Raw genomic sequence first — 25,924 nt, forward strand, 5'->3', positions numbered from 1 at the left:
TTTCAGGTTAGTATCACTTTATAACAGCAAAGCCCACAACGCTCTGTTTTGCCATTATCGATGCGGCCAGTTTGAGGATTCCATTTAATGAAGATTGTTATCCCTGATGATTACCAAGACTGTGTGCGCCATTTAGACGCCTTCAAACAGCTAGATGGTCACGATGTAAAGGTTTACCACGATACGCTGACCGACCTTGACGCGCTGAGTGCACGTTTCCAGGAGGCAGAGGCGTTAGTGCTTATTCGCGAACGCACACCGATCACGGCGGCCCTACTTGAGCGCCTGCCCAACCTGAAAGTGATTAGCCAGACAGGAGGGGGTGCTGCCCATGTGGATATGGAAGCTTGCCGCCGCCATGGCGTCACCGTAATGACGGGGACAGGTTCGCCGTACGCCGCTGCAGAACTTACCTGGGGATTGGTGCTTTCGGCTATGCGGCACATACCGGCAGAAGTTGGGAATTTGAAAGCGGGCCGCTGGCAACGCACGCTAGGCACCGGTCTCAAAGGACGCACACTGGGTATTTTCGGCTACGGAAAAATCGGCAGCTTAATCGCACGCTACGGTCAAGCATTTGAAATGAAGGTGTTGGTGTGGGGCCGTGAGGGTACTCGGCAACGGGCTGCTGATGTCGGGCTAGAAGTGGCCGAAAGCCAGGCTGACTTGTTCCAGCGCTCAGATATACTGAGCCTGCACCTCCGCCTGAATGACGACACCCGGGGCATCGTCAACGCTGAATCACTTGCCCAAATGAAGCCAACGTCGTTACTGGTCAACACCAGCCGCTCTCAGTTAGTGGCGCCCGGCGCACTAGAGCAGGCGCTAAAAGCCGGGCGCCCTGGTCAGGCAGCAGTCGATGTATTCGATGCTGAACCTGTGCTCCAAGACTCGTTGCTGGAATTACCCAATTTGCTCGCCACTCCCCACCTTGGCTATGTGGAAAAAGATAGCTACGAGCTCTATTTTGGCGATGCCTTTAGCAACCTGCTGGCGTATATTGATGGTCAACCCGTCAACAATCTAGCCCGTTAATTGAGCGTGCTAGAGAGCGTAACGGCCACCGCCTCTGTGCCAATTGTGCTAGCCTATAAGCCAATAAGTAGCACAGAGGCCATTAATGCTCACCATTTCTAGCAACGTTACCCTGGCTGATTGGGAGATTGATATCAGTCAGATTCGCGCCCAAGGTGCGGGCGGACAGAATGTCAATAAAGTCTCCTCAGCGGTGCATTTGCGCTTCGATATTCCCAGCTCCACGCTACCTACTCATTATAAAGAGCGCTTAATGGCGCTGTCTGATCAACGCATCAGTAAAGAGGGTGTGGTGATTATTAAAGCGCAAAGCCATCGTAAGCTTGAGCTGAATAAAGAGGATGCGTTGGCGCGTTTAAAAGAGCTGATACAAAGCGCCACCAAACAGCAAAAAGTACGCCGCGCCACCAAGCCCACCAAAGGCTCACAGCGTCGCCGCGTCGATCACAAAACCCGTAAGGGCAAAATTAAATCGCTGCGCGGTAAGGTGTCGGCCTCTTAATGACTAAAGACTCCACACCTCCCGCTCAGCGCCCTCTTTCTCCCTGCATACAGATCTGTCAGATTGAACCAACCACATCGGTATGCGAAGGGTGTGGCCGCACGCTGGATGAAATTGCGCTTTGGGGCAGCATGACCGAGGCCGAAAAGACCCCGGTATGGGAACGCTTGGTAGTCGAAGGCTATGTTTTTAAAGACTATGTTTTTAAAGACTATGTTTCTAAAGACCATGTTTCCAAAGGCTACGTTTCTAAAGGCAGGGCTTCCGGCGGGTGACGGTCGCGCAATATATGGTGTAGCTCGCCACACGCGACCATCGGGTCATCACAGTTGATAACGATATCCGAGTGGGCCAGTACATAGCTGCGGCCGGTAATGGTGTTTTCGACGACCTGGTAAGCCCCTTCCTGATGGGTGCCAATGAAGGTGCCAATAAACCCCGTCTCGCGCAGTGATACCGTCTCTAGCTTATCACCTACATTCAAACGTCCTTCGTAATTCATTAGCGCTAGACGTGCCGAGGTGCCGGTGCCCGTTGTGCTGCGGCAAATAACACCTGGATGAACGTAGGTCGTTGACCGTGAACGTGTATACCCCTCCCCTATCTGCTCTTCAGGGCCCATAAAGTGCAAAAATGGCAGCGGCCCTACATCGCCCAGGGTGTAGTGGGAAAAGCCTCGCTGCGCTTTTATCGCTTCAACAATTTTGTAGGCGCACTCCGAAAGCGCACGCTCCTCATCACGGGAAAGCTTAAAGCCCAGCTCAGTGGCGTCGACCAAAGCGTAAAAGCCACCGCTATAGGCGATGGAGTAAGTCACTTCGCCAATACCCGGCACGTGAATCTTATCGCGATAGGTATCGATATAGCTGGGCAAGCCGCCACAGGTCACCGATTCCACCACACCGTTGTGCACTTTCGCTTCGATTTGCACTAACCCCGCCGGGCTTCCAACTTAAACCGCTGTATACCTTCCCGCTTGGGGACAATCCCGCTCTCAAGCACCGCTGTCGCAGTACACAGCGTGTTGGATCCGGAGTAAATGGGGTACCCCATCACTTCCATAATGATGTAGCCCGCCACCGCTTCAGGGTGACAAGCCGGCACCAATAGATCCACCGACATTTCCGGGATACCGTAGGGCTCTTCGAGCAGCAGTCGGCGCAAACCGTCGGCGTCATCGCGCAGATACTCCATCTGCTCGCGCACGGTAGCGCCAGGCAGACTATCTATCCCCCCCGTGACGATACGGCTAACATCGCCTCCTGCATGGGTGTCCATTAGCTGAATAGTATGAAGGTTAGGCACTGGCGGTGCTCCTAAACGGCAGTGGAGGAATTCTCAAGGGCGAACGGCGCACCATGGAGTGCCCACTGGGCATCGGGGACAAGCACGATTTTACCCAGGTAGTTGCTACCCCGATTGACAAAATAGCGCTCGGCAGCGTGCAGATCAGACAACTTAAAGGCGGCGTGAAGTACTGGTTTTAACTCCCCGCTGCGAATCCACGCCACCAGTTGTTCGGCCTCTTCTCGGGTGCCGTGGGAAACGCCAAATATCTGTACTTGATAAAGATAGATGCGGGTCCACATCATTTCGCTAAGGTTGCCACCGCTGGCACCGGCAATGGAGAGGCGCGGGTAGCTCTTACGCCCCTGCATATCGACAATCATGGTGTCGATAAACAGATTGGTCATCTCACCGCCGACCAAATCCATTACTGCATCAATCGGTTTGCCACCCGTGCTTTCCAGCACCCGCTCAACAAAAGTGGGCAGATCACCACGGTCAATCACCGTTTCTGCACCGAGTGCTTTGAGCGCCTCGGCTTTATCAAGTTGACTGACTGCGTAAGGAATCGCGCCCACAATGCGACAGAGTTGAATGAGCGCGGTGCCCACACCGCCGCTGGCACCGCTGACCAGAACGCGCTCTCCGGCCCCCACCTTGGCGGCAGTCATCATATGATAAGCGGTTTGATACGAACACATGCCCATTGAGGCTAGTTCGGCATCATGCAGCTCTGGGTTAGGCACGTGATAAAACTGCTCCGCAGGCACGGCGATATACTCAGCAAAACCGCCGTCAGCCCCGTGGCCAAAGTAATCTGGGGTTAGATTGATATCCCGGCGTTCATCGGCGTAAATATTAAAATCCAGCAGTCCGCGCTGACCAATTCGCTTGGCGTCAACGCCTTCGCCAACCGCCACTATACGGCCAGCAACATCGGCGCCTTGAATCCGTGGAAAGGTTAAGGTTGGGGTGCCGCCCATGGCAAAGGAAGTCACATCACCTTTGTCTTTGGTCGGGTACAGGCCTTCACGCGCCTTGCGGTCCGTATTATTCTTCGCCGTAGCGGTAACCTGAACCAACACCTCGCCCGCCTTGGGCTGCGGCGTGGCGACATTCTGATGGTATTCCAGCTTTTCGATACCGCCATGCCCGGTCAATAGCATGGCAGCCATGGTGGTGGGCACCGTGTGTGTCGTCTCGGCCATGGAGTAACTCCTAGGTTGGGCTAACGTCAAACTGCTCAAAACTGATTAGCTAAAAACAGGGACGCCAATCAGCACTGTGTGCAGATAAAAAGCAAACAACACATACGCTATCAAGCCGACGAGCACGGTAGCAATGGTGGCCATTTTATGCGTACTGACGGGCGCAGGCGGTGTCAGGCGGTCGCGCTTTTTGGCGGCTTTAAACGCCAGGATAGCCCAGATAAGAAAGGCAGCAAAAAAGATGATATCGCCCAAGCGTCCGTTGGCCAGCAGGTGAGCAAACGCCCAGATTTTTACCGCCAGCATCATGGGATGGCCGAGCTTGGCCTTAATCGCGTTATGCGGAATGTAGGCCGCCACCAGCATAATAAAGGCAGGAACCATCAGCAGCGCCACCGCGTGGCGCATTCCCATAGGCGGGTACCAGATATAGAGAGGGGCGAGGCGCATCTGCCCAAAACCATAAATCGCAATGGCCAGGCCAACGATGGAGACCGCCGCATAGGCGACTTTCCAAGTGGATTCACCGTGTTTGGCAATCTGCTGCTGGCGCCAGTTTTCAGCAAAAATACGTACAGAGTGACTGCCTAAAAAATCAGCAGCCCGATAATCATAATCGTCATGGAACAACTCCCAGTGAAAACGCTAGTCGACGGCTTTATGCCTTATAGTATTGGTCACTGGAGAGGATGCCACACTCAGCCACCGACCACCTATGCATGCGTCAACTTTTCGCTCACGGGCTAAAACCAATGCTTGCGCTTAAATAGCCAAATCAAGATACCCGCAATACCCAACATGGCTCCCCAGACAAAAAAGTAGCCGTACTGATAGCGCAGCTCGGGCATATTTTCGAAGTTCATACCGTAAATCCCGGCAATAAACGTAAGAGGCACGAAGATCGCGGTAATCACCGTCAGCACCCGCATGGTGATATTTAGCTGGTGAGAGGAAATAGAGATATAGCCATCGATTAGGTCACCGCAAATGTCGTAGTACATTTGGGTCAAGGTATAGAGGCGCTCGAAGCGATCCGCTACATCGTTGATCGCGTGCAGGGTTTCGCTCTCCTCCCGCGGTAAATGCTCATAGTCATAAGCGATGAGCTCTTGGGTAATACCCTGGTGGTAGCTAAAGATGCGGCGCATTTTAACCAGCCGCGAGCGATAGGTAATGATCTTGCGCATTAGTACATCATTACCATTTCGAGCAGCTCGTCTTCCAGGTCGCTTAACGCCGTTTCGAACTCAAGTAGGCTATCGATATAAAAGCCCGCTGAAATATACATCACCCTCAGCGCGACATGTTCCGGCGAGTGGGCCAGTAGGGCTTTACCGTGCTCGTTGAATAGCCGTTCTATGGAGAGCGCTTGGCCGGGATGGAGGGTGACCAGAAATCGCTCGCCCACAAAGAAACAGACCTGTTGGGGCAGGTAATTTAGTTCGGCATCGAAGGAGGAGATGCCACGATAAATAATTAGGGTGTGATTATCAAACTCTTCGATTTTTGGCGGATGGCGCTCTTTGTGGGCATCCTGAATCGCCATGGGATGGAACTCAAACGCCTCTAAAATCGCCCGCTCACTTTGTTGGGACTCGCCCTGCATATCGATGCAGATATGGCTGCCAGGGTTGGAGTGCCACACGGCCATTAGGCGTTCATCGCCCTCGTGAGTTTCGCCTTCTGGGGTGGTCAAAATCGTTCGAATCATGCTCGTCCTTGAAGGTTTCCCTGGTGCTTAACAAGCTTTATCAACAGGGTGGGCAATACGCACTTGGGCTTTTCCAGAGCGCTTGGCTTCATACATCGCCACATCGGCACGCTTTAGCAGTTCGTTGGCGGTCTCTGCGCTGGCGGGTAGATACAGAGCAACCCCAATGCTAACGCTGACGTTTAGCGCTGCTTTGCCAGCAGCCATTGGCTCTTGAACTACCTGGATTAATTTGTCAGCCAACTGCTCAATGGCCGTAGGCTCACTGCCTTCCAAGAGTAAAACAAACTCGTCCCCGGCCCAGCGCGCGACATAATCGGTTTCACGAATAGCCTGCACCAACCTTTTAGTAATCACGCGTAGCAGTTCATCGCCCATGGCATGGCCATAGATATCGTTAATCGCTTTAAAACCATCCAGATCCATAAACAGCACGGCTAAGGGTTGCTGGGTACGTCGAGTGCGAGCCATTGCTTCAGGTAAGCGCTCATCCAAAGCCCGTCGGTTAGGTAGCTTGGTAAGCACGTCTTCACGCGCCTGTTGATCGCGCAGTCGCTCAAGCTGCTGACGCTCGGTAATATCGTGGATAAAAAGGCTGCGCCGCTCGCGCCCATCAATCATTAACGCCTTAATACGAATTTCAACAGGTAGTTCAGTATCATCCCGGCGTCGTGCCGTCGATATAATGGCAGCACGGTTATTGCTGGGAGGTAATCCGGTGGGGAAAATAAGCTCCGTTATTGTCCTTGCCAGTGCTTCTTTGCGCGGCCAACCAAACATCACCTCCGCTGCTCGGTTCCAGTCCAAAATCACGTCGTGGGCATCAATGCTGATATAGGCATCATAAGCTGACTCGATGACTAAATTGAGCTCATTGGTACGCCGCTCGATTTGGCACTCCATACTGCGGTGTAATTCATTCAATTGTTGCTGATATGCCTCGGCATTTTTCTTCTCCAGCACCACCCGCTCACGCAAATGCACTTCCTCTGTCGCTATTGCCGCTAAGTCTTGCAAGGTCGCTAACTCATCCGCGCTCACGACGCGTGGCTTAGTGTCGAGAGCGCAGAGTGACCCCAGTGCCAAGCCTTGCAAAGAGTGTAATGGAATACCCACATAAAAACGGATGCCATCGGGAGCAGCCACTAAGGGGTTTTGAGAAAAACGGGCATCTTGGCTGGCATCCTCAACAATAAAGGGCTCTGAGGACAAAATGGTATAAGCGCAGAAAGCCACATCGCGAGATGTCTCTTGGGTCTCAACGCCAATACTCGACTTAAACCACTGCCGTTGCGCATCTACCAACGTCACCGTCGAGATAGGCACGTTTAGCAGCTTGGTCACCAGCCTCGTAATGCGGTCAAAAGCAGGCTCTTCAGGGGTGTCTAAAAGTGCAAGCTCATAAAGGGCTGCTAACCGCGCATCTTCGTCAGGTGCCGTGGGGAAACTCATTGTCATATCAACCATGAGGTAGCTATTATTCTGCTAGCATAACGCGATCAGCTCTTTACTGCTTACATCTCACTTTTTTCTGGTTGAAAACGCGAGCAGCACACTCGTTAACGTGGAGGCGATTAACGCACCGACGAATGGCCCCAGGGTAGGGATACTGCCTGGAAAACTGGCAGCCAAGATCCCTGCTATCAGGCTTCCTTGGCTTAACCACCCAGGAAGAATGGCACCTAGCAAACCTGCAACACCACCCCCAATGGCTGCAATTGGCGTCATACGTTGCCACAGGCCAAGCAATACAGGCACCACAATCGCGGCACACAGCAAGTCGGCAATCAAAAACAGCCGCAGTACCGACAGCCCCTGTAAGGCAATCAATACCACCGGAATCATCACCACCACCGTTACCCAGCGGGCAGCCACCAGTGAAACGCCCTTCTGCTCGCTGCGTGCGACCACCAGCGAGGCAATACCGTTTTGCAGCGTATCAACGCTGGAGGCGACTAAAGTCACCGCTAATATCAAGGCGGGTAGCGTCAACCAAACAGGCGCATCGCTTAGCAGAGCAAAAAACGGCATTGGTGGCTCTCCCAGTTGCACACCACTCATGGCAGCCAAAACGCCCAAACCGCCAATGACCATGACGACGACCACCGTCATCGCCCCACCTAACCATGCTCCGCGCCCCAAGCTCTGATCGTCTTGCGCAGCCCACACGCGCTGCCAATAGCCTTGGTGGAAAAGGTTAGCTGCAGTAACCGCGATCACTAGCGTTAACGCTACGCTGAGCGCACTGGAAACGGGAATAGAAGGAAGCACAGCCTCAGCGGGAATAGTGGGAAGTCGCCATAGCGCCATGATCCCCACCACACACAGCAGAACCAACAGCAGCCACGCCTGCCAGCGGTCAGTGGCAAGGCTGGCTCGCAGGCCTCCCGCTGCGGTATACACCAGCGTAGTAAGCGCTACGCCAATAATCACCAGTGCAGGGGGCACATCGGAAAGTAACGCAGTGATTGCCCCAATGGCGGTTAGCTCGGCGGCTAAAAAACAGGCCATATAGGCAATGGATACCAGCGTTACCCAGCGCCGTACACCCGCACCATAGCACGCCTCAGCAAACTCGGCGATGCTGCGCCCCTCGGGCAGCGCACGGCGAATCTTTGGCCCATACAGCCCTAAAACGATAAATGGCAGCGCAGAGCCAAGGGCATAGCCTGCCAGGGCCAGCGGGCCAACAAAGGCACCAATTTCAGGGGGCGCAAAGAGAATCCATGCCCCCATCCCGGAGGCTAGAAAGGAGAGTCCAAGGGTAGAAGCCGTTTGCGAATTACGAGCAGTGACATAGTCGTCAAGTGGGCCATCCACCCAGCGAGCTCGCAGGCCTAAATAAGCAAAGCAGCACAGCGCCGCGCCAAGCACGGCTGACGTCAAATAAAGCATGTCGCGCTTCCTCCGCCGGTACGAACCGGATCAGGTTCCAGGGTCTGCGCAGCGCGCATCTCAGCCCTTTAAAGCAGGGCTCCCCTGGCGACAGTGAATGTAGATACGAGGTTAAGAACTGATTCAGGAACTATTCTCAATCAGAATAACCGCTTAGTAAAGCTTAGGATACCGTGGCCGCATGTTAGCGAGGTACACGCCCCATTAAGTAGAACTCCTCATTGGGCGGCGTGCCCGCCAGGGTGACCAACCGATTCGACAGGCCAAAAAACGCCGCGATGGCGCCTATATCCCAGCAGTCCTCTTGGCTAAAGCCTACTTCCAGCAGGCGGGAGAGCCATTCATCAGTCATTTCACCCACATCGATAGCGCAGTGCATAGCAAAATCGAGCATAACACGGTGGCGCTCGCTAATCGGCGCTACACGATGATTGATCGCCACTTGATCAGCGAGCAGCGGGTCTTTACTGTAAATACGCACCAGGGCACCGTGAGCGACCACACAATATAAGCAGCGGTTGCGTGCACTAGTGGCGACCACAATCATCTCTTTCTCGGCTTTGGTGAGCGTTTCCGATTCGCGCTCCATTAACGCATCATGATAGGCAAAAAAAGCCCGAAACTCAGCGGGGCGATGGGCCAGCATCAGAAACACATTGGGCACGAAACCCGCTTTCTCCTGAACCGCTAAAATGGTACTGCGAATATCTTCCGGCAGGTCATCCAGTGTTTCAGGAACGTTAAAACGACTTAATGATGCAGACATGTTCACCTCTTTATTGTTAAATTTAAATATCTGGTAAAAACGGTTTAGCCGATGGGTAACAAAAAGCTAAATTAAGAGGCTTTTAATCAGCCAACCTGCTCGCCATACTGATGTATCGATCTGTGATAAAAACCGCGCGCTACTCTTAATAAACAGTTCGTTCAAAGGGACACTGTCATGAACCAAAACGAAGCCGAAGCCAAGGAACATACCCCTGGTCGTCTAAATGAGCTGTTTACTGACCCCTATCGAGCATTTGAAAATGATACCGATGAGCGCCAGTTGCACATTCGTATTATGCTGCATATGTTACTTGCACGCCCAATGAAACGGGATCAGATGACCCTTCGTGTTATCCATGGCTGGGAAAACGGCGGCTTTGAGCCTGAAGACTTACAGCATGTCGACTACGCGCTCGGTGGTGTGCCTGACTTTAAGCGCGCGGTACAGGATTTTGAACAAGCCTCCAAGCACAACACGCCGTTACCTGCCGACAAAAACGCCATCCTTGCCGCCCCACTCGCCGATGCAATTGCAGACGCCAAAGCTGAAGGGCAAGACCTTACCAATGACATTCGCGATACCCCAGCCCGCTGGCCCGCGTTTGAGGGCGGTTTAGCCCTGTATACGCTGTTTAAAATGTACCATCGGCTGATTTATGGCGAAGATGACACCTACCGCTGCACTCAGTGCATGACCCCGTTGGGTATGCGCGAAATACACGAATTTCACCTTGAAGAGGGTGAATTCGCCCTACTGGTTCCGCCCGCTGAACACTTCATGGAGGGAGAGTCAATGTTAGTGCTGCATGAAAGCCAGCTCGGCCCTATCGAGCAACTACTCGAGGAAAGCCTACCTTTATTCGATAATTTTTAGCAAGGAAGGCCAGCACCTCCCCCATCAACTGGCCCTGCTTTACGCAGGGCCAGTTTTGTTAATACAGGAAGCAAGGCTCTTTAACCCAGCGAAATCGTGCTATTGATACCGCTGGAAACATTTTCTGGTTCGAACCAACGTGCCGTAACGGTTTTGGTTTGTGTCCAGAACGCTATAGCCTGCTTACCGTTAGGCCCTAAATCACCCAGTTTTGAAGCTCTTGAACCGGTGAAACTAAAGTAAGCGACCGGTACGGGGATTGGTACGTTAATACCAATTTGACCAACGTCGATATCGGTTTCAAAACGGCGCGCCACCCAACCTGAGTTAGTAAAGATGGAGGTACCGTTGCCGTTGGGGTTGGCATTGATAAAGGCGATCGCCTCATCCAGCGTTTCAACGCTGACCACACACAGCACGGGGCCAAAAATCTCTTCGCGATAAATGGTCATATCGGCGGTAACGTCAGCAAACAGGGTTGGCCCCACAAAGTTACCATTGGGGTAACCCTCTACCTGCACCTTACGCCCATCGACCATCAGCTTGGCGCCCTCTTTTTCCCCCGCATCGATTAAACGCAGGACACGATCCCGGGCGGCCGGTGACACCAACGGGCCCAGATCTGCATCAAGCTGAGTGCCCGGGCCTACTTTCATTGCTCGCGCCGCATCGACTATATCGCTTAGCCACTCGCGCGCCTCGCCAACCAGCACCACTACCGAGTTCGCCATGCAGCGTTGGCCCGCAGCACCAAAGGCTGAGCCCAGCAAGTTATTGATCGCTTGGCTGCGGTTTGCATCAGGCATTACCACACAGTGATTCTTGGCGCCCATCATCGCCTGCATGCGTTTACCTGCTGCTGCCGCACGGTTGTAGAGTAGCGACCCCACATGGGTGGAGCCGATGAATGACAGCGCTTTGATATCCTGATGATCGGCTATTTGGTTGGCCACCTCCGGGCCACCGTGCACTACGTTGAGCACGCCTGCTGGCACACCGGCTTCGTGGGCAAGCTCCACTAGGCGCATAGTGGAACTGGGATCTTGCTCCGACGGCTTAAGAACAAAGGTATTCCCGGTGGCAATTGCCAACGGGAACATAAAGCAGGGCAGCATAATGGGGAAGTTAAAGGCGGTAATCCCAGCCCCGACCCCAAGCGGTTGGTGCATGGTGTAAACGTCCACCTCGTTGGCAGCGTTTTCGGCTAATTCACCCAGTTGCAGGGAGGTAATCGAGCAGGCGTGCTCCACCACTTCCAAACCACGACCGACTTCGCCTTCCGCATCAGGCAGGGTTTTACCGTGCTCTTCAGTAATCAAGGCCGCCAGTTCCGAGGTGTTGTCGCGAATCAGTGCCTGTAGTTTAAGCATAATGCGCATACGTTTACCCAGCGGCACTTTGCGCCACTCTTTAAACGCCTCTTTCGAACTGCTGATGGCACGCTCCACTTCGTCAGCGGTACAGAACGGCACCCGAGCCACGACCTCTTGCGTGGCGGGGTTGACCACGTCGCGCCACTCCTGGCTTTGTGACTGCACGGGCTGACCATCGATATACATGGTAATTTCGCGGACGGACATAGCGCTGCTCCTATTTATGATTGTGTATTTACGACTATGGTTGCTATGGTCTTGACGGTGATAAAAAAGCGGTCTTTAAAAAGTGTTTTGCGTTAAGGCAAGAACACAGGGTATAGCAGTAAGTTGACGTTAACGTCAATCAAGTGTCGCATGAGTAAACTAAATCTTCAGCAGGAGGTCAATTAGCCTTTCCATTGTGGTGCCACGCTGGCTATGCTTCGGCTTATCAGAGTGCACGTGTTTAAACACAGGGGATTATCTATGCAGGACTTTCACTGCCGCTGTGGCAATCCGCTGTTCTACGAAAACACCCACTGCCTTGCCTGTCAGTCAGAGGTGGGCTGGTGCCCTGTTTGTCGCAATATTACCGCCATTGAGCCCCTGGATAACGGCGGCTACCGTTGTACCCATCCAGGTTGCGATACACCGCTAATGAAGTGCCACAACTACGCTGTTGAGAATGTCTGCAACCGAATGGTGGTGTTGGAGCGCGGGCATGCGGATACACTCTGCGACTGCTGCCGTTATAACGAAGTCATACCCGACCTCAATGTAGCAGGCCACCGCGAACGCTGGGCAGCACTTGAAGCAGCAAAACGACGGCTATTTCATACTCTGGATTTGCTTAAACTCCCCCACGGCACCCAAGAGGATGATATAGCAGTGCCGTTAAGCTTTTCGTTTATGGCTGATGCCTTGCCCGATCAGGGCTTATGGCGTTCTACCGCCAAGCAGGAGAAGGTGTATACCGGCCATGCCTCGGGGCATATCACCATCAACGTTAAAGAGGCCGACGACGTTGAACGCGAGCGCTTACGGGTTGATATGAACGAATCCCACCGCACGCTGATAGGTCATTTCCGCCACGAAATCGGTCACTACTATTGGGATGTGCTGGTTAAGGATCGCGATGAAGAGGCCTGCCGAGCGGTCTTTGGCAACCACCACCGGCCAAGCTACGCAGAAGCGTTAGAGCGTTACTACCAACAGGGAGCCCCTGCCGACTGGCCTAACCGCTTCATCTCCGCTTACGCCACCATGCACCCCTGGGAGGACTTTGCCGAAACATTTGCCTATTACCTGGATATGGTCGCCGTGCTGGATACCGCACTGCACATGGGTATTACCCACGTTGAGTACGACGGCAGCCTGGAGAGTATGCTGATTGCCTTTCACCAGGTAGGGATGGCAGTGAATGAACTCAACCGGGATATGGGCCTGCTCGATTTGGCCCCTGGGGTGCTTGCCCCGGCGGTGCGCGAGAAGCTGGCCTATCTGCATCAAATCGTACAGGCCGCCAATCCGTTAGAACGTAATTCCGTTACCGGCTAGTCGTTATCGTTATCCCCCGCGTGGCTTTGACTTTGGCTCTGACTCTGGGTTTGGGTGACACGGGGCACGCTGTCATCATTCACAAAGTAGGTGGCGCTAAGCGTATCGTGGATGGCGGCAAAGCCGATCTGCAGTTCGTCGATAAACAGGTGCAGCTTGCTGGGTGAGTGGGCCAGCGCTTGAATATCGGCATCCACCACGTCGGCACGCACCAGCGAAACGGTGGCCGCCGGGCGATCCTGTCTCGGCAGTAGCGCCAGCTCATGGCCCAGTGTCTCCAGACTACAGGCAATCGAGCGCGGCAGGTTCGGGTCTTGCAGCAAAAAGCGCAGCACATCGGGGCCACGTACGCGCAAACGCACCTGCTGACGGTACATTTGGTAGGCGGTGAGTGACTTAAGCACGCTCATCCACTGCAAGTTCTCAAACGGCAGCAGCTCTTCCGGGTTTTGCGGCAGCAGGCTGGCGGAGCGCACGTCAACAATGCGAGTGGTCATATCGGCCCGCTCTAACTGACGCCCCAGCTCAATGAAAGTGCGCGCTGAGCCATGGCTTAGCGTGCCTTCAATCAATCCTGTCAGCGCTTGGCAGCCTCGGATAACGCTTTTGAGAAAACTATCCCGACGGCGTGGACTCACGCCATTTTCGGCATGATCGGCCACACTCAGATAGAGCTGGTTCACCTCTTCCCAAATCTCCCGGGGAACCACATCCCGGGTCGTTCTCAGGTTCTCCCGGGCACTGGCAAGGGCGGAGATAATCGAAATATCGTTGTCGGTATCGGCGCATAAAAAGTGCACTACGTTACGCTCTTCGAAATCGGTATGGCGTGCATTAAAGGCTTCCAGACTGCCAGTCATTTCGATAAGCGGCGCCCAACCCAGCGGCAGGCGCCCCGGCAAATCGAGCATAAGGTGACTGTTGACGCTCAGCAAACGGGCGGTATCTTCAGCGCGCTCAATATAGCGCGCCATCCAGTAGAGGTTCTCTGCAACGCGTGACAGCATGGCGTTAGACTCCTTGCACCGCGGCCGCTGCCGCCTTTTCGTCAGTTTCTACAATCCAGGTATCTTTACTGCCGCCACCTTGAGAAGAGTTCACCACCAGTGACCCCTCGATCAATGCCACCCGAGTCAGCCCCCCGGTAGTGACATGAATTTCAGGCCCAGAGAGTATGAAGGGGCGTAAATCCACATGGCGTGGCTGCGGTAAGCCATTCGCCAGCGTAGGCGTCGTCGACAGGGCAAGAGTAGGCTGTGCCATATAGTTGCGTGGGTTCGCCTTAATCAAACGGGCAAACTCTTCGCGGGTCTCTTTGGTTGAGCGCGGGCCAATCAGCATGCCATAGCCCCCCGACTCATTGGCCGGCTTCACCACCAATTCATCCAGGTGATCAAGCACATAGCGTCGGTCGTCCTCGAACATACACAGATAGCTGGGCACGTTGGGCAGCAGCGGCTCCTGGTCGAGATAGTAGCGAATCAGCGCAGGCACGAATGCATAAACCACCTTATCATCCGCCACGCCAGCACCGGGTGCATTGGCCAGCGCGACTTTTCCCGCCCGCCAAGCCCGCATCAGTCCCGCCACCCCCAGCATGGATTCCGGGTTAAACGCTTCCGGGTCGAGGAACTCATCGTCTACGCGGCGGTAAATAACATCGACCCGGCGCAGCCCTTCCACGGTGCGCATATACACTACATCATTGTCATCGACTAGCAGGTCGCTGCCCTGCACCAGCTCGACACCCATTTGCTGGGCAAGGTAGGCGTGCTCAAAGTAGGCAGAGTTATAGATTCCAGGCGTCAGCACCACTACCTGGGGGTCATCCCCCGGCCTTGGCGACATCGCCGCCAGCATGTCATAAAGCTGCGCGACGTAATCATCAACGGGCAGAATTTTTCCAGAGGCAAACAGCTCCGGCAGTACCCGCTTGGTAACGTTACGGTTTTCCAACATATAGGAGACGCCGGAAGGAATGCGTAAGTTATCTTCCAGCACATACAGCGTTCCGTCGCCGTCACGTACAAGGTCTGAGCCACACACATGGGCCCATACGCCGTGGGAAGGATTAATGCCCACGCACTGGGGGCGAAAATTAACCGACTGCGCCAGCACCTCGGCGGGCAGCACTTTGTCCTTAATGACTTTTTGGTCGTGGTAGAGGTCATCAATAAACAGATTCAGCGCCTGCACGCGTTGTTTGAGGCCCGCCTCGGTTTTGCGCCACTCACTGGCGGGGATAATTCGCGGCACAATATCAAATGGCCAGGCGCGGTCGATCATTGCGCCTTCAGAGTAAACCGTGAAGGTAATTCCCATGGTGCGAATCGCGATCTCCGCCGCGGTTTTCCGCTCGGCCAACTCCTCGGCGCTAAACCTTGCCAACATGTTGCAGAGTTCACCCGCAGACTCGCGTGGCTGACCGGGTGCGGCCATCAGCTCATCGTAATAGTCACGGCACGCATAGTTTTTCCAATTCACTTGGCTCATGGGCGCTCTCCTGGCGCTGGGGTGGAAGCGGCAACTTCCTTAATGCTCAGTGTAGGCCTGCCGCGCGCAAAACAATCAAACAATTGACAGCAAAATACGTACCATCTTTTGCGATATTTCAACGTTTGCTTACCGAAACGCTACTTGACAGGGAGCCAGGAGTAACATGAGACGCCTTTTCGCTCTGGCATGGTGCACATAAGCAGCTTCAAGTTGGTGCACAAAGCGATTTCCACTTTAGTTAAACGCCTTAGTTGAGATAGCGGCTGCAAAAAAGTAAAAGTGGAACGATACTTGCGAAACGTTCGGTTATTCCCTAACCCAGCCGATAAACCGGTTGATAACGGTTCCTTAGAGGGTGGCCCATGACCATTCGCGTTGCCTTGTACCATCGTACGACCTACCACTTTGACCGTCCGGTGCGTCTTTCGCCCCACGTTATTCGGCTGCGGCCAGCCCCCCACTGCCGCACCCATATCGAGGCGTACTCGCTTAAACTCTCCGGCGACGACCACTTTTTAAACTGGCAACAGGATCCGTTTGGCAATTTTAATGCCCGCGTAGTGTTCCCCGAACCGCGCAAAGAGTTAACCATTGCCGTCGAGCTAATTGCCCCGATGACAGTGATCAACCCGTTCGATTTCTTCTTGGACGACATTGCGCAAAAGATTCCCTTTACGTACCCGGAAGCACTACGCCAGGAACTAAGCCCCTACCTTGAAATCACCGAGTCAGGGCCACGGCTAATGGAGTGGCTAAAAGCCGTTTCCCGCGAACCGACCACCACCGTCGATTTTCTGGTCGCGCTTAATCAGCGCCTCCAGGACGACATTGGCTACCTGGTACGCCTGGAACCCGGTGTTCAGAGCTGCGAAGAGACGCTAACACTCGCCAGCGGCTCCTGCCGAGACAGCGCTTGGCTGCTGGTGCAGATTTTTCGCCATCTGGGCCTCGCCGCACGCTTTGTCTCCGGTTACCTCATTCAGCTTAAACCCGATGTCAAAGCGTTGGATGGACCCAGCGGCAGCGAGGTGGACTTCACTGACCTGCACGCCTGGACAGAAGTTTTCCTGCCCGGCGCTGGCTGGGTAGGTCTCGACCCCACTTCAGGGCTGTTCGCCGGCGAAGGTCACATCCCCCTTGCTGCCACGCCGACCACAGGCAGCGCCGCGGCTATCACCGGCTTTTCGGATAAGTGTGAAGTCACTTTCGATGTCACTATGGAAGTGGAGCGCATCCACGAAGACCCACGGGTCACCAAGCCCTATAGCGATGAGCAGTGGCAGCGTATCTGCGCATTGGGTGACGAAGTAGATGCCGAGCTGTTGCACGAAGACGTGCGTCTTACCATGGGGGGCGAACCCACCTTTGTCTCTATTGACGATATGGAGAGCCCGCAGTGGAATACCGAAGCATTGGGCGAACATAAGCGCAAGCGCGCCGAGGCGCTGCTAACCCGCCTGCAATCCGCCTATGCGCCCGGTAGCGCTATTCAACAACAGCAAGGCAAGTGGTACCCCGGCGAACCGCTGCCCCGCTGGGCGCTGGCCTGCTACTGGCGTAAAGATGGCGTGCCACTGTGGCGAAATCCAAAATGGCTCGCCTGCATGGAAGGTGCGCCCAAGGTCGACGTCGACAGGGCAATGGCACAGCGCTTCACCAAAGCCCTTAGCGAACGCTTGGGCGTGGCCGAGCGCTACTGGATACCGGCGTTCGAAGATGCCTATTACTACCTCTGGAAAGAGCAGTCACTGCCGGTCAATATTGACCCACGGGAAGCCAATCTCAAAGATGACGCCGAACGCCACCGTCTAGCCCGTTTGTTGGAGCAAGGGCTGGATGAAGTGGTGGGCTACGCCCTACCGCTGCGCCACTCGATTAGCCAAGCCCACCGCTGGGAGAGCGGCCGCTGGCCGCTCAAGCGTGAACACCTGTTCCTGGTACCCGGTGACTCCCCCATGGGGCTGCGCTTACCCCTTTCGGCGCTGCCGTGGGCTGACCCAGAAGAGCAACCCCAGCCTGAATCGCTATTCGCGCCGCGCCCGGCACTGGGTGATATTCATGGTGAAGTAGCCCGGCGCAACGCGGAACAGCTGCATATCAGCGATGCCGAGCGATTGGGGCGCTCCAGCCACCCTAGCCTAACGCACCCCGAGGGCGAAGCCGTTCAACAGCAGCCAAGGGCCGATAGCGACCAGGAGAGTGGCGTTATTCATACCAGCCTCTGCGTGGAGCCACGCGATGGCCGCCTGCACATTTTTCTGCCGCCGCTGACCAGCCTGGAGCACTATCTCGACCTGATTAGCACCGTTGAGGAGTGCGCCAAAGCGCTCGCTTGCCCGGTCATGGTAGAGGGCTACTCGCCGCCCCGGGATCCACGCCTGGAGAGCTTTATGATCACCCCCGACCCGGGCGTGATCGAAGTGAATATTATGCCCGCGGCCAGTTGGCAAACACTGGTCGCCCAAACCGAACGTCTATATGAAGAAGCGAGAAAAACCCGCCTGGGCACCGAGAAATTTATGCTCGATGGCCGCCATACCGGCACCGGCGGCGGCAACCATGTCACCCTTGGCGGGTTGACGCCTGACGACTCACCGTTTTTGCGCCGCCCGGATCTGCTCGCCAGCCTGGTCACCTACTGGCAGCACCACCCCAGCCTCTCTTATCTGTTTTCCGGTCTGTTCATTGGCCCCACCAGCCAGGCGCCGCGGGTGGATGAAGCGCGTCATGAAGCGCTTTACGAATTGGAAATTGCCCTTCAACAAATGCCCGAAGGCGAGGTGGTACAGCCCTGGCTGGTGGATCGTCTATTACGCCACCTGCTGACGGATTTAACCGGCAATACCCACCGTGCCGAGTTCTGTATCGATAAACTCTATTCGCCGGATAGCGACAGCGGTCGCCTCGGTTTATTGGAGCTACGCGGTTTTGAAATGCCACCCCACGCCCGCATGGGATTGATGCAGATGCTGCTGATTCGCGCGTTGGTAGCACGCTGCTGGAAAACGCCCTACCGGGCCAAGCCGGTGCGCTGGGGTAGCGCACTGCAGGATCGCTGGATGCTGCCTCACTATCTGTGGAGTGACCTTGACGACGTACTGGGTGACTTGCGTCGTCACGGTTTCGATTTTGACCTGGAGTGGTTCGCCCCTTTCCTGGAGTTCCGCTTCCCGCTGCATGGGCGCTTGCACACCCCCATGTTGGATATTGAGCTGCGCCAGGCGATCGAACCCTGGCATGTATTGGGCGAAGAAGCCTCGGCTGGCGGCACTGCCCGCTATGTGGACTCATCAGTCGAGCGCCTGGAAGTCAAAGTCAGCGGCATGAGCGGTGACCGTTATGTGGTGACCTGCAACGGTCGTCGGGTGCCCCTTTCTGCCACAGGGAGAAACGGCGAAGCGGTGGCCGGGGTGCGCTACCGCGCCTGGCAGCCACCGTCTGCGCTGCATCCGCAAATTCCCATTCACGCGCCGCTGGTGTTTGATGTCATCGACACCTGGAACCAGCGCTCTGTGGCGGGCTGTACCTATTACGTGGTGCACCCCACAGGGCGCAATTTCGACACTTTCCCGATCAATGCATTTGAAGCCGAAGCGCGCCGCCTGGGGCGTTTCAGTGACAGCGGTCATCGCCATGGCCATCAGGTACCCAAATTGGAAACGCCCAGTCTGGAACTGCCGCAAACCCTCGATCTGCGTTGGACGCCGAGTTAAAGTTTTTTAACAAAGCTAAGGCTTTTCTCTTAACGCCCGGTACAGGATAATCCGCCCCTTACCCATCAGGATTACAAGGATAATGACGGCCCCTGTCTCTACCTCACTTCTCGCGCCCGTGGCTCAAGGGCTCGTTGAGGATTACTTACACCAGCTAGGCAAGGGACAGCCCGGCACGTTTGACGCCATGCTCGATGGCCAGGGGCAGTTACGCCCCGGTTGGCAGAGCATATTGGACTCTCTGGAAGGCATGAGCTCCTCGGGGCGCTTACAGCAGCATGAAGAAATACAGCGTCTGCTGGCAGAAAACGGCGTTATTTTTAATATGCACGATGAAACCCAGGGGCGTTCATGGCGGCTTGACCCGCTCCCGTGGGTGATTGATGAGCCACAATGGCATGCTTTGGAAGCGGGGCTCATCCAGCGCAGCCGTCTGCTGAGCGCCCTCTACGACGATATCTATGGGCCCAAAACGCTCTTTGAGGTGGGGCTGCTGCCCACCCAGGAACTGCTTTCCTCAGCGCATTTATTACTGCCCTGCCACCAGTCGCTGCCCAATGACCGCGCGCCGATTATTTTTCACGGCGTGGATGTGATTCAGGATACCCAGGGGCAGTGGCGGGTGATGGCAGATCGACTACAGGCCCCGTCAGGCACAGGGTTTGCGCTTGAAAACCGCATATTGATGGCCCGCGCGCTGCCGGATATGTATCGCAATGCCCCCTTAAAGCGGCTTGCCGGTTTTCTTGACCTCCACCACCGCACGCTGATCGCCATGGCCTATCAGCACCGCGATAACCCCACACTTATCTTGCTAACGCCGGGGCCAGGGAGTCCACGCTATTTTGAGCACGCCTATTTGGCCAACTACCTCAATATTGCCCTGGTAGAGGGTCAGGATTTGGTGGTACGTGACACTCAAGTATGGCTGCGCACTCTGGGGGGCTTACAGCCGGTGGATGTGATACTGCGCCACTGCGACGACGCTTACTGCGACCCGTTAGAGCTGCGGGGGGACTCCCAACTGGGCGTTCCCGGGCTACTCCAGGCCATGCGCGCTGGCGGCGTGGCGCTATCCAACGCCTTGGGTGTAGGCATTCTGGAAGCGCCGGTGCTGGCAGACTACTTACCGATGCTGTGCGAGCACCTGCTAGGTGAGACCCTGCTACTGCCCAACGCCGATGCCACGACGCAGCCAGCCACTGCGCCAGTTTTCGATAGTCACCTACAGCGCCTGGAGCCCACCAAACTCAACCTACGCTGCTTTGTGACACGCACACCGGGCAGCGCGACGGCTAAAAACAGCGCCACTGCCACAAGCCGTCCAGGCAGCGAATACCAGGTCATGCCCGGTGGTTTAGCCTGGGTTGGCGAGCCAGGTTTGCCATCACTCAGCAGTACCATCGTTAAGGATGTTTGGGTGACGGCCTCCTCGCCCCAGCCCCATGTTAGCCAGCTCCGCCAAGCCCGCGGCCCGGTGGTGGCCACCCGCGACGGCATAGACCTACCCAGCCGAGTAGCCGAAAGCCTATTCTGGCTCGGCCGTTACGGCGAACGGTTAGATACCCGTGCGCGACTGCTACGTGAAGCGTTGCTCAGGCTGATGGAGTACGACCAGGATGAGATCGCCGATCAACTGCTCGATGAACTCCTGCTAGCGCTCGATATCACCACCCTAAACGAAGAGGACGAACAGCGGCTGAAGGCACCACTCATTGGCTTTGAGTTAAAGCGCACCGCGCTGCTGGCCCAGTTTGACGACGTAGACCCCCAAGCCTTGCAACCGCTTTTTGCACAGTTATTGCGCAACGCACGCAGCGTGCGGGACCACTTGGGCGACGACTCCTGGCGAGTAGTGCATCAACTGCGCCAGCGCATGGCGACCTTTAATCCCAGCTTAGGTGCCAGCGCTGCACGACGCGCCTGCGAAGGGCTTTCTTCCCAGCTAGCCGCCTTCTTTGGCCTTTGTAACGAAACCATGCCCCATCACTACGGCTGGCGGTTTATGGATATTGGCCGTTTCCTGGATCGCGTACTGGGGCTGCTTTCGCTGCTCAAGCTGACCCTCAATGCGCCCCACTCGCCGGGGTTAGCACTGTGGGAGGTGGTGCTCGCCACCACCGATAACTTCACTGCCTATCGCCGCCGCTACCGCAGCGAGCTTCATCCTGCAGCGATTCTGGATCTACTGCTGTTCGATGAGACCAATCCCCGCTCGGTGGGCTATATGCTCAAACGTATTGAGCGACAGATGGATCGCCTGCCCGGCAGCTCATCCCCCTACCGGAACGCTGAACGGCGACTGCTGATTCAAGCCAATGCGGCACTGCACCTGGCCGACATTGACCGCTTAAGCCACTTGGCCGATACCTCAGAGGCACAAGATGCCTTAGCGCAACTGCTGGATGCTCTGATTGAGCCTTTAAGCGCGCTTTCTGAAGCCATCAGCCAGAGTCATTTCAGCCACGTGGAGCGACCGCGCCAGTTAGTCAGTATGGAGCCCGATGCATGAACTACACGTTGCGCCATACCACCCGTTACCACTACAGCGCCCCGGTGACCCTGTGCCATAGCGAAGCGCGGATGCTACCTCGTAAAACGCCATATCAGCAGTGTGGCGCTTCAGAGCTGAAGATCAGCCCCGCGCCACAGGTGCAAATGGAGCGTCGCGACGTATTTGGCAATCGAGTGCTCTATTTCGCCATGGAGGAGGTTCATAAGACGCTGGATGTCACGGTGATAACGCCACTAAGCACGCAACCCTTATCAGCGTTGCCACATGCTTCCTCAGCGTGGGAAAACGTTGCTCAGCAGTTGAGTCAGACCAATAGCTTTGACCTTCAACTCTACCGTCTCGACTCCCCGTTTATTCGCCGTAACGCTGAATTAGCGGCCTTTGCTCACAGCTGCTTCACCCCAGGCAGGCCAATAGTTGAAGCGGCACTGGCGCTTAATCAACTGATTCATCAAACCTTTGAGTATGACCCTAGCTTTACTACACTGGCGACGCCGCTAAGCGAGGTGCTCGCCAACCGGCGCGGCGTGTGTCAGGACTTCGCCCACCTGGCCATTGGTGCGCTGCGCTCGGTCGGCCTCGTCGCCCGCTATGTCAGCGGCTACCTGGAAACACAGCCGCCGCCTGGGCAGCCACGCCTAATAGGCGCAGATGCTTCCCATGCCTGGCTGGCGACCTGGATTCCCGAATGGGGCTGGCTGGCCCTCGACCCTACCAACGGCACCGTGGCTGGAGAGCAGCATCCGGTGCTGGCCTGGGGTCGGGATTATGCCGATGTTGCCCCGCTCAAAGGGGTTATGAACGGCGGCGGCGAGCATCAACTGGAGGTCGAAGTCGATGTGATGCCTTTAGCTAGCTAATGCAAACAGCCCCCACCTAAGGTATAACAGCAGTACGCTTAGCAGGTGCAAGGAAGACTCGATGCGGCATGGTATGAGCGGTCAAAATGTTAGCTATATGCCTCACCTGGTTTCCCGGGGCCTACTCTTAGGTTGTTTTTTAGTATTACTGTTTGGCGCTATTGAGCAATTTCACCAACCTCATTTCGCGGCATTTCATCAGGCCGATGAAGATCTGCAAAGCCATTCAACCCAGTACAGTGTTACCTCGCTTCCCGCTAAACTACGTATTAGACATGAATCAACCAAGTGGCTGGCAGATGAAGCTGTAGCGGAGAGTTTGGTTCTACCTATCAATGATGAGCTATTTCCAGGCGCTATTAACACACTACCGCCAGTAATTTTGTATCACGCTGTGTTAGCCAGGGTAGCGTTCCTCTGCTCCCACTCCAGCCGCACTACTCTCCCCCCAACGCGAGCTCCACCTCACATCACAATCCGTTATCTAACGATTGCTTAATGGTTGCTGGCTGCAAAGAAATTAACTGCCAGTACGTGCTATAGGTATTGTTTAAAAGGGCTCTCCTTTTATGTTTCCCGTTGATCATCTCATTCTACTTGCTGCGATTTTAATATTAGTGGGCATTGTTTCCAGCAAGCTCTCTGCGCGTCTTGGCTTGCCAGTGTTGGTACTATTTTTAGTGATCGGCATGCTGGCCGGTGAGAGTGGCATTGGCGGTATTGCCTTCGACAATCCAGCAGGCGCCCATGCGCTAGGTACGCTGGCGCTGGCGATGATCCTGTTCGATGGCGGGCTACAAACCCCCACTGCCTCGATTAAAAAAGTCTGGAAACCTGCTTCTCTACTCGCCACGTTAGGGGTATTGATTACCGCCCTTATTACCGGTTTAGCCGCTGCCTATATTTTAGGCCTGCCACTTTTAGAGGGTTTCTTACTAGGCGCCATTGTAGGCTCAACAGACGCTGCAGCGGTGTTTTCGTTACTGCGCAATGCTGGCATACATATTAATAAAAAGCTTAAGTCGACCTTGGAGATTGAAAGCGCCTCGAACGACCCGATGGCTATTTTCTTGACGGTCGGCCTGCTGGAAGTGCTGGTTAACAACATGCAGCCAGGCACGGGATTACTGAAGCTTTTTATACTACAGATGGGCCTGGGTGGATTAGTGGGGTTAGGGGTTGGCTGGGTATCAGTAAAACTCATCAACCGTATCCACCTGGTCGCCTCTGGGCTTTACCCGGTCATGGTCGCAGCTTGCGGCTTTCTCTCCTTCGGCATCTCAGCCAACCTGGGCGGCAGCGGGTTCCTGGCCATTTTCTTAACCGGGGTATTTATTGGCAATCATCGAATTGCTTTTCAACGCAGCACTTTCTTGTTTCATGATGGGCTCGCCTGGTTAAGCCAAATCGTCATGTTTGTGGTACTCGGCTTACTGATTAATCCCGTATCACTGCTGGATGTATGGCTGGAAGGTTTATTAATTGCGGCAGTGCTTATTTTAATTGCACGCCCCATTGCAGTCTTCCCTATCATGAAACTGTTTGGTTTTAATGCTCGTGAAACCAGTTTAGTCGCCTGGGTGGGTTTACGCGGTTCCGTGCCCATCATCCTGGCTATTTTTCCACTTATGTTTGGCCTGGAAGGAGCAGAGTTAATCTTTAACGTGGTGTTTTTCGTGGTACTGATTTCAGCAACGATCCAAGGTACTACTCTGCCTATCGTGGCACGTAAATTAAGATTGACCGAGATGCCCCCCGCAGTACCTGCTGCAAGTCTTGAAATTACCGCGCTGGAGGAGGTGGATGCCGATATTGTGGAGTACACCCTGAGTGATCACCCACGAGCCGCAGGTCGAAGGCTTTCACAAATGGCACTGCCCGACACCACGGTGGTCGCCATGATTACCCGGGGTAAAGATGTGATTCCCCCACGAGGCTCAACAGAGCTAATGGCGGGCGACCACTTATTTGTAGTGCTGCGCCCAGAAACGCGCCCCTTTATAGACTGCGTCTTTTCAGACGCCATTGGCGTGGTGAGTGAAGAGCTTCCCGACCAGGAATTAAAGCTGAAAGGCAGCACAAAAATAGATGATTTACGCCACTCCTATGGCTTGTTCATCAAGGAGCAGAATGGGCAAATGACGCTGGATACACTACTGCGCAACCACTTATCTAAACAGCCCGAAGTAGGCGATTCAATGCAAATAGAGGGCATCTCGTTAGCAGTGCTGGAAACACTCGGCGGTCGTATCACCACGGTAGGCTTAACGGTTCAAGGATCCTCATTAACGGCTGCCAGGGCTTGAGTCCGTTGACGTTTCACGCACGGCCACGATGAAACGCCAACAGCACCTAGCCTCTCACGAGGCTAGAAAGAAACACCCTTATTATTAAGCACGTTGCTACGCTGAGGCCGTCTCATAGGCGGCCTTGAGACGATAAAACTCTTCGACAATGGCGGCCATTTCATCGGCGTCATAATCACAAAGACCGCTCACTACGAGCTTTTTTGAACCAACGCCAACCGCTTCACCCGCAGACTCAATCGAGAAGTCCAGCAGTGCGTCAGCGCGCTTGCCATATACCTCTAACGAGGAGTGGTTCAACGTTAAACCGGGGGAAAAGCCATCCAATCGCTCAAGCGAAAACCCCATGCTATCGTAGATAACCAAAGGGCGTTTAGGGTTAAACATTACCCCGTGTTGCTCCATCAATGGCTTGAGATAGTGGGGGAAATTTTTGCCAGAGAATGCCACGTAGCAGCGTGCAAATGCTTCCACCGCTGCCGTATCGCGGGTAATTTCGCCGCTGCGCACCACCTGCAGGTAGCACTTACCGCTATCATCGCAGACGTGCAGCGTGCCATCGTCTGCTTCGCTAAACTTAAGCGGCGTGTCGGCTCCCACCATATTGGTGAAGCGAAATTCCATTTGCCGTGATAGCCCAAACGTTGCGAGAACCAGCGCAAACAGCAAGTCACCGGGGACACAAAAGCGGCGTGCATCCGGGTTATGAATAGGGTTGTAGTCACCCGCCACGCCTTTGGCGAAACGACTGGCCTGCTCTGCGGAGATCACCACATACTCTCCGCGCTGCGTGTAAAAATCCTTGAACATGGCGTTTGTTGCCTGCCTAGCGTTGAAATCGA

18 protein-coding genes, 2 pseudogenes and 1 riboswitch are annotated in these 25,924 nt (G+C 55.0%); of the genes and pseudogenes, 9 read left to right on the forward strand and 11 right to left on the reverse strand.

Annotated elements, in window-relative coordinates; genetic code table 11:
• Positions 1-87 precede the first annotated feature (87 nt).
• From OM794_RS15245 to OM794_RS15255, 3 genes are all read left to right on the forward strand, one after another.
• On the forward strand, positions 88-1,035 hold the full coding sequence (locus OM794_RS15245; protein WP_226247214.1) for a D-2-hydroxyacid dehydrogenase family protein: 948 nt from the start codon (positions 88-90) through the stop codon (positions 1,033-1,035).
• A gap of 85 nt (positions 1,036-1,120) precedes the next feature.
• Complete coding sequence (arfB, locus tag OM794_RS15250; protein WP_226247216.1) at positions 1,121-1,537, forward strand: alternative ribosome rescue aminoacyl-tRNA hydrolase ArfB; 417 nt, start codon at positions 1,121-1,123, stop codon at positions 1,535-1,537.
• Positions 1,537-1,812 (forward strand): DUF1289 domain-containing protein, encoded by a 276-nt coding sequence (locus tag OM794_RS15255; protein ID WP_226247218.1) that lies wholly within the window; start codon positions 1,537-1,539, stop codon positions 1,810-1,812. Before arfB ends, OM794_RS15255 begins: the two co-directional genes overlap by 1 nt.
• Here the strand turns inward: OM794_RS15255 and OM794_RS15260 are convergent.
• The 7 genes and pseudogenes from OM794_RS15260 to OM794_RS15290 all read right to left on the reverse strand — a co-directional run bounded on the left by OM794_RS15260 (position 1,779) and on the right by OM794_RS15290 (position 9,404).
• A pseudogene (locus OM794_RS15260) lies at positions 1,779-2,842 on the reverse strand (proline racemase family protein). The gene OM794_RS15255 and the pseudogene OM794_RS15260 overlap by 34 nt on opposite strands.
• Before the next feature lie 11 nt (positions 2,843-2,853).
• Positions 2,854-4,032 (reverse strand): zinc-binding dehydrogenase, encoded by a 1,179-nt coding sequence (locus tag OM794_RS15265; RefSeq protein WP_226247222.1) that lies wholly within the window; start codon positions 4,030-4,032, stop codon positions 2,854-2,856.
• A gap of 45 nt (positions 4,033-4,077) precedes the next feature.
• On the reverse strand, positions 4,078-4,662 hold the full coding sequence (locus OM794_RS15270; protein ID WP_265153883.1) for an NnrU family protein: 585 nt from the start codon (positions 4,660-4,662) through the stop codon (positions 4,078-4,080).
• A gap of 113 nt (positions 4,663-4,775) precedes the next feature.
• Positions 4,776-5,743, reverse strand: a pseudogene (locus OM794_RS15275) (magnesium transporter CorA family protein).
• 27 nt (positions 5,744-5,770) lie between these two features.
• Entirely contained in the window at positions 5,771-7,195 is a 1,425-nt protein-coding gene (locus OM794_RS15280) for a diguanylate cyclase domain-containing protein (protein ID WP_226247228.1), read from the reverse strand.
• 69 nt (positions 7,196-7,264) lie between these two features.
• The gene (locus OM794_RS15285) at positions 7,265-8,638 is read right to left on the reverse strand and encodes a sodium:solute symporter (RefSeq protein ID WP_226247230.1); all 1,374 of its coding nucleotides are present in this window, start codon (positions 8,636-8,638) and stop codon (positions 7,265-7,267) included.
• Positions 8,628-8,734: riboswitch (TPP riboswitch) on the reverse strand. It overlaps the preceding gene by 11 nt.
• Positions 8,735-8,822: 88 nt before the next feature.
• Positions 8,823-9,404, reverse strand: coding sequence for a peroxidase-related enzyme (locus tag OM794_RS15290; protein WP_211595548.1), 582 nt, complete (start codon positions 9,402-9,404; stop codon positions 8,823-8,825).
• A 177-nt stretch (positions 9,405-9,581) separates the two neighbouring features.
• Between OM794_RS15290 and OM794_RS15295 the strand changes: the two genes are divergently transcribed.
• Positions 9,582-10,280 carry a hypothetical protein gene (locus OM794_RS15295; RefSeq protein ID WP_226247232.1) on the forward strand — a complete coding sequence of 233 codons (699 nt, stop codon included), beginning with the start codon at positions 9,582-9,584 and terminating at the stop codon, positions 10,278-10,280.
• Positions 10,281-10,360: 80 nt separating this feature from the next.
• On the opposite strand, the gene OM794_RS15300 is transcribed toward OM794_RS15295, so the two are convergent.
• Positions 10,361-11,860, reverse strand: a complete 1,500-nt coding sequence (locus tag OM794_RS15300; protein ID WP_226247233.1) for a CoA-acylating methylmalonate-semialdehyde dehydrogenase — start codon at positions 11,858-11,860, stop codon at positions 10,361-10,363.
• Between the two features lie 261 nt (positions 11,861-12,121).
• Between OM794_RS15300 and OM794_RS15305 the strand changes: the two genes are divergently transcribed.
• Positions 12,122-13,192, forward strand: coding sequence for a putative zinc-binding metallopeptidase (locus OM794_RS15305; protein ID WP_226247234.1), 1,071 nt, complete (start codon positions 12,122-12,124; stop codon positions 13,190-13,192).
• On the opposite strand, the gene OM794_RS15310 is transcribed toward OM794_RS15305, so the two are convergent.
• Both OM794_RS15310 and OM794_RS15315 read right to left on the reverse strand, forming a co-directional pair.
• Complete coding sequence (locus OM794_RS15310) at positions 13,189-14,199, reverse strand: alpha-E domain-containing protein (protein WP_226247235.1); 1,011 nt, start codon at positions 14,197-14,199, stop codon at positions 13,189-13,191. The genes OM794_RS15305 and OM794_RS15310 overlap by 4 nt on opposite strands.
• A gap of 4 nt (positions 14,200-14,203) precedes the next feature.
• Positions 14,204-15,685: a circularly permuted type 2 ATP-grasp protein gene (locus OM794_RS15315; RefSeq protein ID WP_226247236.1), complete on the reverse strand. Its 1,482-nt coding sequence runs from the start codon at positions 15,683-15,685 to the stop codon at positions 14,204-14,206.
• Between the two features lie 365 nt (positions 15,686-16,050).
• On the opposite strand from OM794_RS15315, the gene OM794_RS15320 reads away from it, so the two are divergent.
• The 4 genes from OM794_RS15320 to OM794_RS15335 all read left to right on the forward strand — a co-directional run bounded on the left by OM794_RS15320 (position 16,051) and on the right by OM794_RS15335 (position 25,082).
• Positions 16,051-19,401: a DUF2126 domain-containing protein gene (locus OM794_RS15320; RefSeq protein ID WP_226247237.1), complete on the forward strand. Its 3,351-nt coding sequence runs from the start codon at positions 16,051-16,053 to the stop codon at positions 19,399-19,401.
• An 82-nt stretch (positions 19,402-19,483) separates the two neighbouring features.
• The gene (locus OM794_RS15325; protein WP_226247239.1) at positions 19,484-21,913 is read left to right on the forward strand and encodes a circularly permuted type 2 ATP-grasp protein; all 2,430 of its coding nucleotides are present in this window, start codon (positions 19,484-19,486) and stop codon (positions 21,911-21,913) included.
• Positions 21,910-22,776, forward strand: coding sequence for a transglutaminase family protein (locus tag OM794_RS15330; protein ID WP_226247241.1), 867 nt, complete (start codon positions 21,910-21,912; stop codon positions 22,774-22,776). The genes OM794_RS15325 and OM794_RS15330 overlap by 4 nt, the downstream gene beginning before the upstream one ends.
• A gap of 569 nt (positions 22,777-23,345) precedes the next feature.
• Positions 23,346-25,082 carry a potassium/proton antiporter gene (locus OM794_RS15335; protein ID WP_226247243.1) on the forward strand — a complete coding sequence of 579 codons (1,737 nt, stop codon included), beginning with the start codon at positions 23,346-23,348 and terminating at the stop codon, positions 25,080-25,082.
• A 96-nt stretch (positions 25,083-25,178) separates the two neighbouring features.
• On the opposite strand, the gene OM794_RS15340 is transcribed toward OM794_RS15335, so the two are convergent.
• Complete coding sequence (locus OM794_RS15340; RefSeq protein WP_226247245.1) at positions 25,179-25,892, reverse strand: DUF3581 family protein; 714 nt, start codon at positions 25,890-25,892, stop codon at positions 25,179-25,181.
• Between the last annotated feature and the right edge of the window lie 32 nt (positions 25,893-25,924).

This window comes from Halomonas sp. BDJS001 (assembly GCF_026104355.1).
Lineage (GTDB): Bacteria > Pseudomonadota > Gammaproteobacteria > Pseudomonadales > Halomonadaceae > Vreelandella.

Coding starts and splice junctions, on each gene's coding strand:
- OM794_RS15245 (WP_226247214.1), top strand. CDS start 88: ATGAAGATTGTTATCCCTGATGATTACCAAGACTGTGTGCGCCATTTA.
- OM794_RS15295 (WP_226247232.1), top strand. CDS start 9,582: ATGAACCAAAACGAAGCCGAAGCCAAGGAACATACCCCTGGTCGTCTA.
- OM794_RS15340 (WP_226247245.1), bottom strand. CDS start 25,892: ATGTTCAAGGATTTTTACACGCAGCGCGGAGAGTATGTGGTGATCTCC.
- OM794_RS15290 (WP_211595548.1), bottom strand. CDS start 9,404: ATGTCTGCATCATTAAGTCGTTTTAACGTTCCTGAAACACTGGATGAC.
- OM794_RS15315 (WP_226247236.1), bottom strand. CDS start 15,685: ATGAGCCAAGTGAATTGGAAAAACTATGCGTGCCGTGACTATTACGAT.
- OM794_RS15300 (WP_226247233.1), bottom strand. CDS start 11,860: ATGTCCGTCCGCGAAATTACCATGTATATCGATGGTCAGCCCGTGCAG.
- OM794_RS15280 (WP_226247228.1), bottom strand. CDS start 7,195: ATGAGTTTCCCCACGGCACCTGACGAAGATGCGCGGTTAGCAGCCCTT.
- OM794_RS15310 (WP_226247235.1), bottom strand. CDS start 14,199: ATGCTGTCACGCGTTGCAGAGAACCTCTACTGGATGGCGCGCTATATT.
- OM794_RS15335 (WP_226247243.1), top strand. CDS start 23,346: ATGTTTCCCGTTGATCATCTCATTCTACTTGCTGCGATTTTAATATTA.
- OM794_RS15320 (WP_226247237.1), top strand. CDS start 16,051: ATGACCATTCGCGTTGCCTTGTACCATCGTACGACCTACCACTTTGAC.
- OM794_RS15325 (WP_226247239.1), top strand. CDS start 19,484: ATGACGGCCCCTGTCTCTACCTCACTTCTCGCGCCCGTGGCTCAAGGG.
- OM794_RS15330 (WP_226247241.1), top strand. CDS start 21,910: ATGAACTACACGTTGCGCCATACCACCCGTTACCACTACAGCGCCCCG.
- OM794_RS15255 (WP_226247218.1), top strand. CDS start 1,537: ATGACTAAAGACTCCACACCTCCCGCTCAGCGCCCTCTTTCTCCCTGC.
- OM794_RS15265 (WP_226247222.1), bottom strand. CDS start 4,032: ATGGCCGAGACGACACACACGGTGCCCACCACCATGGCTGCCATGCTA.
- arfB (WP_226247216.1), top strand. CDS start 1,121: ATGCTCACCATTTCTAGCAACGTTACCCTGGCTGATTGGGAGATTGAT.
- OM794_RS15305 (WP_226247234.1), top strand. CDS start 12,122: ATGCAGGACTTTCACTGCCGCTGTGGCAATCCGCTGTTCTACGAAAAC.
- OM794_RS15285 (WP_226247230.1), bottom strand. CDS start 8,638: ATGCTTTATTTGACGTCAGCCGTGCTTGGCGCGGCGCTGTGCTGCTTT.